At 37.5% G+C, this 8,873-nt stretch carries 5 protein-coding genes; 4 read left to right on the forward strand and 1 reads right to left on the reverse strand.

Features of this window, described 5'->3' with window-relative positions; genetic code table 11:
* Positions 1–13 precede the first annotated feature (13 nt).
* A complete protein-coding gene (locus ACZIYX_RS20645; RefSeq protein ID WP_462684153.1) occupies positions 14–4,192 on the forward strand; it encodes a DUF6443 domain-containing protein in 4,179 nt (1,392 codons plus the stop codon).
* Between the two features lie 445 nt (positions 4,193–4,637).
* Here ACZIYX_RS20645 and ACZIYX_RS20650 read toward each other — a convergent pair whose 3' ends face one another.
* Positions 4,638–4,994 carry a helix-turn-helix domain-containing protein gene (locus ACZIYX_RS20650; protein WP_462684154.1) on the reverse strand — a complete coding sequence of 119 codons (357 nt, stop codon included), beginning with the start codon at positions 4,992–4,994 and terminating at the stop codon, positions 4,638–4,640.
* 157 nt (positions 4,995–5,151) lie between these two features.
* On the opposite strand from ACZIYX_RS20650, the gene ACZIYX_RS20655 reads away from it, so the two are divergent.
* From ACZIYX_RS20655 to ACZIYX_RS20665, 3 genes are all read left to right on the forward strand, one after another.
* Entirely contained in the window at positions 5,152–7,677 is a 2,526-nt protein-coding gene (locus ACZIYX_RS20655; RefSeq protein ID WP_462684155.1) for a CHC2 zinc finger domain-containing protein, read from the forward strand.
* Between the two features lie 281 nt (positions 7,678–7,958).
* A complete protein-coding gene (locus ACZIYX_RS20660; protein ID WP_462684156.1) occupies positions 7,959–8,504 on the forward strand; it encodes a hypothetical protein in 546 nt (181 codons plus the stop codon).
* The gene (locus ACZIYX_RS20665; RefSeq protein WP_462684157.1) at positions 8,501–8,671 is read left to right on the forward strand and encodes a hypothetical protein; all 171 of its coding nucleotides are present in this window, start codon (positions 8,501–8,503) and stop codon (positions 8,669–8,671) included. The genes ACZIYX_RS20660 and ACZIYX_RS20665 overlap by 4 nt, the downstream gene beginning before the upstream one ends.
* The last annotated feature ends 202 nt before the right edge of the window (positions 8,672–8,873 follow it).

The raw sequence follows: 8,873 nt of genomic DNA on the forward strand, positions 1-8,873 counted from the left end.
TATGATACAAAAAATGATACAAGCATTAAAAAAATATAGTGTAATGAATATAACTATAAAAATAGCCATAGGTGTACTGTTTTGTATAGCAGGTATGACAGCTACATTAGCACAAGGCCTGGATCTAAACGAAGAACATAACTATATGTTATCGGTACAGGCACAAGAACCTTTTACAACAGTAAAAGCCTTAGAGACAGCTCCCGAAGCACAAAAGATATATAATATCACCTACGCCGACGGATTGGGAAGACCCGTACAGCAAAATGCAATCAACGCCTCGCCGGATAGTAAAGATATTATTTTGCATGTAGAGTATGATGTTTTTGGAAGACAAGCCAAACAATATTTGCCCTATGAAGCTGGCAAAGGAGTAACAGGAAGTTATAGAGAAGTAGATATCCAAAAGGATATCCATACATATTATCAAAATAGATACCCAAAAGATTTTACAGGAGTACCGTTGGATAAAATAAATGCTTGTAGCGAGACTATCTTTGAAGCCTCCCCTCTTAATCGTGCCCGGGAGCAAGCAGCACCAGGAGCCGCATGGGCATATAACAAAAAAAACCTGAACTATACCAATCCGGTATATGCCAATTTTCCTGCTACGCTAACGTATCTGAAACAATGGGATGCTACAGATATTTTGTATACTACCGGGGTAGCAAATGCACTGGCCGATAAGGAGAATCGGGTATCAATTAGGATAGAATCGGGATCATTGATCCTATGGATGGGAGTAAATCAAAGCCTTGGGATTCAAACATTACCGGTAGGTAAACTTAGAAAATTAGATGTATACCCTGCAATTGCATACCTCGATATGGGGTATATAACCGATAGTAATGGGGCTAACACAGACTATAAAGCTAGTATAGAAAACAACTACTTTGTTATAACTGCTGTGACCAGTACGCCAGGGTCTGTTGTAAACGGGCTAAAAACAAGGAAAACCTTTGATATAAGTCAACTACAATACTTAAAAAGTTATGAAACGATACACTCTGCCAATCATACAGTAAAATTAGCATACGATCTAAATACAGCTACAGAAGTAATGCGTTTTGATGTAGTAATGGTAAACAATACCCCATCACTGGTAGCTAATGGTACCTATGCAGCGGCACAACTTACCAAGAGGATTATAAAAAACGAGAACTGGACTCTGGAAGATGGTAAAAACAAAACAGCAGAAGCATTTACCGATAAAAGCGGACAAACGGTTTTATCCCGTGCATATAATAACGAACAAGTACTAGATACCTATAATGTGTATGATGATTTTGGTAATCTTACCTATGTTATACCACCCAAGGTAATTACAACCGATGGAATATCGAATACCGAGCTTACCGAATTGATTTATCAGTACAAATACGACGAACGTAACCGAATAATCGAAAAGAAAGCACCTGGTAAAGGGTGGGAATATATTATATATAATGAATTGGATCAGCCCATATTAACCCAGAACGCCAGTTTAAGAAAAGACCATACAGGAAAACCATCAGATCAGTGGCTGTTTGTCAAATATGATGCACTGGGCAGAGGTGTATATAGTGGTATATATACCGATTCTAGAGATAGAACAACCATACAGCAAGAAGTAAATGCATTAGCCACATTATGGGAGCAACGGGATGTAACCACGATAATAAATGGTACTAAAAGGTATTATAGTAATACTACATTTCCTACCACTAATATAGAGCTGCATAGCATGAGCTATTACGATGATTATAATTTTGATAAACCAGTAGAACTGTATGACCCCCAAACAGTATATCAACAAGCGACCAGCAATCGAACCAAAATGCTGCCTACAGGAGGCAAGGTTCGAATATTAGGAACCGATACCTGGATCACAACAGTGACCTATTATGATAAAAAAGCGCGACCTGTATACGTAGCAAACAAAAATGAGTATCTTAGTACCGTAGATATTCTAGAAACCAAATTTGATTTTGCAGGTAAAGTGATCCAGAGCAAAACTACACATACCAAGAACAGTAATACGGCTATAGTAACGGTGGATACCTTTGCCTATGATCACCAGGGTAGAGTACTCACCCAAACCCAAAAAATCAATGATCAGCCAGAGGAAGTCATTATGAGTAATACCTATGACAAATTAGGGATACTAACCAGAAAAGAAACAGGAGGTGGCTTGCAAAAGGTGGACTATTCTCATAACATACGGGGTTGGCTAACAGCTATTAACGAGGGGGATACTGCCAATGGGGATTTGTTTGGGTATGCCATTCATTACAATAATCCAACCGAAAACCTGGGAGCAACTGCCTTGTATAATGGTAATATAAGTGAGATAACCTGGAAAACGGCAAACGATCACACCCAGAGAGCTTATGGGTATATCTATGATGCATTAGATCGACTTACCACTGCTACCAGTAAAGACGGCAGGTATGATGTAAGTGGTATTACCTATGACACCATGGGGAATATTTTAAGTCTGAATCGTAAAGGGCATACAGATATCAATGCCACTGCCTTTGGAGAGATGGATAAGCTATCCTATACCTACGAGGCTACAGGACATAAGTTATTAAGGGTTACCGATACTGGTAATATAACCTTTGGCTTTAAAGATGGTAATACTACCGGTAATGATTATGAGTATGATAGTAACGGTAGTATCACTGTAGATAAAAACAAAGGTATCACCAATATCAAGTATAACCATCTGGATCTGCCAGTAGAGATTGTTTTTGATAATAATAGTACTAAAAAGATAAACTATATCTATGATGCTACAGGAGGTAAACAAAAGAAAATCATTACAGATAGAGGTACTACTACAGTAACAGAATATGCTGGTGGGGCACAATATAAAAATGGAAATTTAGAGTTTATGCCACATGCAGAGGGGTATATAGAACCTTCTGATACAGGGTATAGGTATACTTACCAATACGCGGATCATTTAGGCAATATTAGACTCAGTTATACCGATAAGAATGATGATGGTACGATCACTACCGATGAGATCGTAGAAGAGTCGAATTACTACCCTTTTGGGCTCCAACAAAAAGGCTACAACGCTATCAAAAGAGGAGCAGCACATCAAATAAAATACAACAGTACAGAATTAGAAGAAAGCTTGGGTCTTAACTGGTATGAAATGCCACTTAGATCGTATGATCCAACCATCGCAAGATGGAACCGTATCGACCCTATTACCCATCATGGGTTGTCCACCTACAATGCCTTTGGGAACAATCCCGTATATTATAATGACCCCAGTGGTGGTAGCCACCATGAGATCAGAGAAGGCAGAATGGTAAATAGTGGAGACTATCGTAATGATGGTAGAGTAAGTTATAACTGGAACACAGGGCAGTATGAAAACAGTAATGGTGATGCTGTTAGTTTTGGGACTGCTTTATCTTCTGTAGGGGTATCTATAGATACTAATAGAAATAGAGGATTGTCAGGTATTTCTATGTTAAATAGAGCACTAGCGCAATTTGGGCTTTCTGCTTCTGCTCATACAAAAAAGAAAGAAAAATGGGTGCTTAGTTTTGGAGATACTGAGCAAGAATTTGGAGAGGGATGGGATAATTGGGACGATAATATTACGGTTAATAAAGATGGTATAGTAACTAATGTAGAAAAAAACAATCAGGCTCATAGATTCTTTGATGAAGATGGAAACGAGTTATTTTTCAGTGATCCTGATGTTGATTTTGAATTTATAAATGAATGGCTAGAAGGAGATAGATTATTTTTTAGTATATCTGATTCTGAATTATTAAGTGCTATTTTAAAACAAGGAGGCATAAACCCTTTATTGCTAAGGTCTACAGGAAATATCTCGGGTGCTTGGATTGCTGCAGCATTAACTTCTCATAGTGGAGCAGATTTTACTTTCTCCCATTTAGTTTCCAATTATTTTACAAGTACTGAACGAAAAAACCTTGATACCGGCTTTTTAAGAACATCTTATCACACTAATTTTCACTTTTTTAGGTTTGGAAACACCAACAGAATCTATAATCTGTATGATGCAGGGAATTATATGTGGGGCAGTTGGATGAATTTCAATAGGTTCAGTTCAGCAGCAATTAAATTTGGATCTCAAGTTAATTCTATATTTACTTTAAATGGTATTGATAGCAGTGCAGATCAAGGAGCGATTATTAATGGATTTAATCATTTTAGAAAGTAATATGAAAAATAGAATAATAAAATATGCTAATTATGGACTCTTAGGGTTTATAATTTTAACCTCTATGTATATTTTAGCACAGTTTTTGCCTGAGGATTCTAACAAATTTATAAGAAGATTAAAAACAATTATGGGTTATTTTGTTTTTATGCCAATATTTTTTATCTCCTTATATTTTTCAATAGTTGTACTATTAGACTATATATCGGTTAAATTCAAACAACCTATAAAACATTTTTTATTTGTTTTACCATTTCTGGTATATTTTACAATCTATATAGGCATGTTTATTTATGCGGTTTTTATAAAAAAGTATTAGTTGCCCCGCTGGTTCCTAGTATGCGCTAGTGCCAGTTTGTAAGGGGTACCGTACCAGATTGGCGGGTATACCTAGTAAAAAAAGAAAAATCCACAACGTTGTAAAAGATGTTGTGGGTTTTTTGGTTTATGAGGATGAGTATGCTTTTTTGGCTTTGTGGTCACGAATAAAGGCTGCTATAACATTAAGTATTATATTTTTATCTTTTTCTGGTAGGTTCTCTACTTCTTTAAAATGATTTAACACTTCTGTTGTTTTTAAGGAATTAATAGCCTTTTCACTACTCTCCCCATTAATCAAATAATCAATAGAGGAATTTAGCTCATCCGCTATTTTATTTAAAACTTCTGCAGGAGGTTGAACACCTTTTGTTTCATAACGTCCAATTTGGGCATAAGACACCCCTACTTTATTAGCAAGGTCTGTTTGGGACAATCCTAACTCTTTTCTTTTTCTAGATATTCTTTCTCCTAATTGCGACATATAAAAGCTTTTATTAACACAAAAATAGCTAATGAGTAGTATAAAATACAAAGACTTACGACCTATTGTTAATAAATATTGTTTTTAAACATTTGTTTGTTGCTGCGTAAATGATTTACTTTGCTACAAATAAGCAGTACATATAAATTTATCAACAATGACCCTGACCCAGTTAAAAAACAGCGTAGATATTATAGAAATAGCTAAAGAACTAGGATTGCACTTGGATAAAAACGGTAAATGCCTTTGTCCTTTTCATCGCGATAAAAAACCAAGTTTACAGTTTAGTCAAAAGAAACAGATTGCAACTTGTTTTAGTGGTAATTGTTCTGCAGGCACGATGGACGTTATCGAACTGGTAAAAAAGTTCTACAGTTGGGAATTACCAATGGCAGTAGATTGGTTAAAGTCGAGAGCCTCGACAGGCAATTATTCTATTACTGATATCAATACTAAACCAGTACAGGAAGATTACCAAACCCTTTACGCAACACTACAACCCAAACTATCCCAAAGCAGCAAAGCAAGGGAGTATGTAAAATCCCGCCACTTGGATTATAAAAAACTGGGGGCAGGGTTTAATACGGGCAAGGAATACGACAAACTAAAATATTGTATCATCTTCCCTCTGAAAAACAAAAACAATCAAGTAGTATCATTATACGGCAGAAGCATCTATGACAACAGCAAATGCAAACATTATTATACGACAAACCGTAAAGGATTATATCCGCAATATCCGTCTGTGACGACTCGCCACCTAATCATCACCGAAAGCATCATTGATGCAGCAACACTACAACAACACTTTTTATTTTCAAAAGACACAAGTGTCCTAGCAGCTTACGGAACAAACGGACTCACTAGTGAGCATTTTAAAGCTATTTTATATTTAAAACAATTGCAAGACATTGTCCTGTGGTTCGATGGGGACGACGCTGGTGGCAGTGCCACAAACAAGTATGCCAAGGAACTTAAAGAACTTGTTCCCAACATTACTATCAGTAAAGTGGAAATGCTCGACAATGAAGATATCAATAGCTTACTAGACTCTCATGAACCAGAAGTTTTAACGCATCTTTATGAGAAAAGAGAAATACTCCATAACCCTACCGCAGAAAAGCAAAACCCTAAAACCCCTATACAAAATCACAACCTAAGGATCAACCCCAATCACACCATTTACACAGATGAACACCTAAAAATCGATGTGTTTGGTAAACTGGATTTAAAAGACCTGAGCAGACTAAAAATGACATTGGTCGTCTATAAAACAGTAAACTTAGAACAAACCCCAAGCCGTAACACCATTGATCTTTATCACGATGATGCCGTAGAAAAATTGGTTCGTAAGATTGCCGAAAAGCTACAAATAGGCACCTCTGTAGTTCGTATAGCTTTAGATAAAATCACCAGAACCTTAGAAACCCACCGATTAGACAAACAAAACGAGGTGCCCAAGGCACAATTAAGATACAAACTACGAGACATTACGGGTATCGAAGAAAAAAGAGCATTACAACTATTACAATCTAAAAGTCTCATAGAGACACTAACCAAACAATTACAAGCTACAGGTATCATCGGCGAAGAAAAAAACGCATTGTTCCTTTTTACCATATTACTCAGCCATAAAATGCACAGAACATTGCACGCTGTAGTACAAGGCACTAGCGGTAGTGGAAAAAGCCACCTGATCGGTAAAATAGCCGACTGCATGTATGACCAGAACAAGATCAAACGCTTTACCCGGGTTACCGACAAGAGTTTTTACAATTATGGTGAAACTGATCTTTGTAACTGTGGGATCATCTTAGAAGATTATGACGGGCTTACCGAAGAAGCAGAACTGGCGTGGCGGGAGTTGCAGAGCAACGGCAAACTGTCCAGTAGCGTAAGCCAAAAAAACGAACAAACAGGAGAAATCACCACAGGGGAAAAATATGTTTTTGGACCGATAGCCAGTCTGGTAGCCACTACACATTTTAGGATTTATGAAGATAACGAAAGCCGTGTTTTTGTGATTGCCATCGATGAGAGCGAAGCACAAACCGAAAAGGTATTGCAATATATGTCTGATAAGTCAGCCAAAGTGGTCACCGACCACGAGGAAACAGTAGCAAGGGAATCCCTGCAGGATATTGTATATATGCTACAGCCCTACAAAGTCAAAAACCCTTATCGGTTGGAACTCCCCAAAACCGCCAAACAACGACGTCGCTTAACACAGATGTTACATGATTATATCGAGCAAATCACTTTATTACACCAGTATCAGCGACAAAAAATAGATCAAGCTATGCTTGTTACAGAATTACAAGATTTAGAAATAGCCATCGATCTAATGTTCAACAGTATCATTCTAAAAACTGATGAACTCGATGGAATATTACGACAGTTCTACGAAAACCTAAAAAAGTATGTAGAATCTAAAGGCAAAGACTATCAATTTACACAACGGGAAATCCGACAAAAGTTCAGGATCAGTAAAACCCAAACCCAACGCTATTTTAAAGAATTAGAAGAACTGGAATACATTAACCGTAGTAGTATTGGTAAACGCAACTCTTTTCATTACCAGATCAGTTATTGGGATAATATAGAAAAGCTACGCAAAGAATTACGCACCTATCTGTACGATCAGATAGAGAAATACAAGAAACTACCCCCACAAACAAACTAAACTTGTCCTCGGGTAGTCGGGGATAACCAAACACGCTATGCGTGTGGGTCGCAAAGGGTCGGTTATGGTTCGGAAAAGGGTCAAACTTGGGTTGGTCAAATCACAATGGGTCAGCGACTTAACTCTCGAATCGACCTAGCGACCCAAGACAAGTATAATTAGGGATAAAAACTACTACCCACCACCCATCAACCTTATTACATAAAAATATCCTTGGTTAAGGACAATTATTTACCGCCTTCACGGCAACAAGATGCATATAAATCAAATCCATATAAATAATGAAACAAGAACGCAAAAAGCGATCCATAAGACGCTATACCAAAATCGACAAACTAAGCCACCGTAAACACCATCTGGATGACCTGAACATCATTGTCAAAGTTCTCTACCCTTACAGGGTCACCATCAACAAGTACCAAAAGTTTTTAGAGAAAACCACCTTTACTGCTTCTCAAAAAAAACGTATTGTAACCACCGCGCACAGCCTTACCATCATTAACGAGCTCTATAGGGATCAAGATACACTTGGCAGGTTTTATGTAACCACAGAAGATATGGGGAATGCCATTTATATGTTACAAAATGAATTACACCTGCCAAAACACCAATACCTTTTATCTCCTAACTTGCGATGGTTTTATAAAGAACTGCAATGCTATTTTGAAGCAAAAGAATTTACCAACAAAGATATACGTTGCAGATTGGGCAAGGGAACAAGTTCTGTCTACCAATACCTTACCGAACTCGTAGATCGGGGGTTTTTAGAAATCATCGATCGTAAAAGATCAGGGTTTACCTATAGAATCAAATCCAGATCCTTATGAAAACAAAAATCTATATCCCTGTTACAAACCAACAAGAACTCGAAGACCTGCAATACGTACTTGCAGAAATGATCCATGCCTTAAGCCAGCCCGAACAATCCGAGCAACAAGAAAGTATTTACTGGTTATCCAAAATATTGATGTTTACATTTACATTGGAAGAATAAATAGCCAAGTGTCTCCCTACGGTCGGCACATCATTATGGGCGCAGCTGGAAAGGCTTTGCCCATAAGCTGTTATAAGGAGTTCGCCTCGTCACTACGCAAGCTATTTTTTGTTGTTCCACAAGTGCTGAAAAAAGCACTTGTTCCACACCGTTCCAACTTGTCTCACCTTCGGTCGTCAGTCTCCACTACAAACAAATAGCC

It is taken from the genome of Aquimarina sp. (assembly GCF_977115655.1).

Bases quoted from the DNA above. Each gene is read 5' to 3' on its own strand.
- ACZIYX_RS20645 (WP_462684153.1), top strand. From the start codon at position 14: ATGATACAAGCATTAAAAAAATATAGTGTAATGAATATAACTATAAAA.
- ACZIYX_RS20650 (WP_462684154.1), bottom strand. From the start codon at position 4,994: ATGTCGCAATTAGGAGAAAGAATATCTAGAAAAAGAAAAGAGTTAGGA.
- ACZIYX_RS20655 (WP_462684155.1), top strand. From the start codon at position 5,152: ATGACCCTGACCCAGTTAAAAAACAGCGTAGATATTATAGAAATAGCT.
- ACZIYX_RS20660 (WP_462684156.1), top strand. From the start codon at position 7,959: ATGAAACAAGAACGCAAAAAGCGATCCATAAGACGCTATACCAAAATC.
- ACZIYX_RS20665 (WP_462684157.1), top strand. From the start codon at position 8,501: ATGAAAACAAAAATCTATATCCCTGTTACAAACCAACAAGAACTCGAA.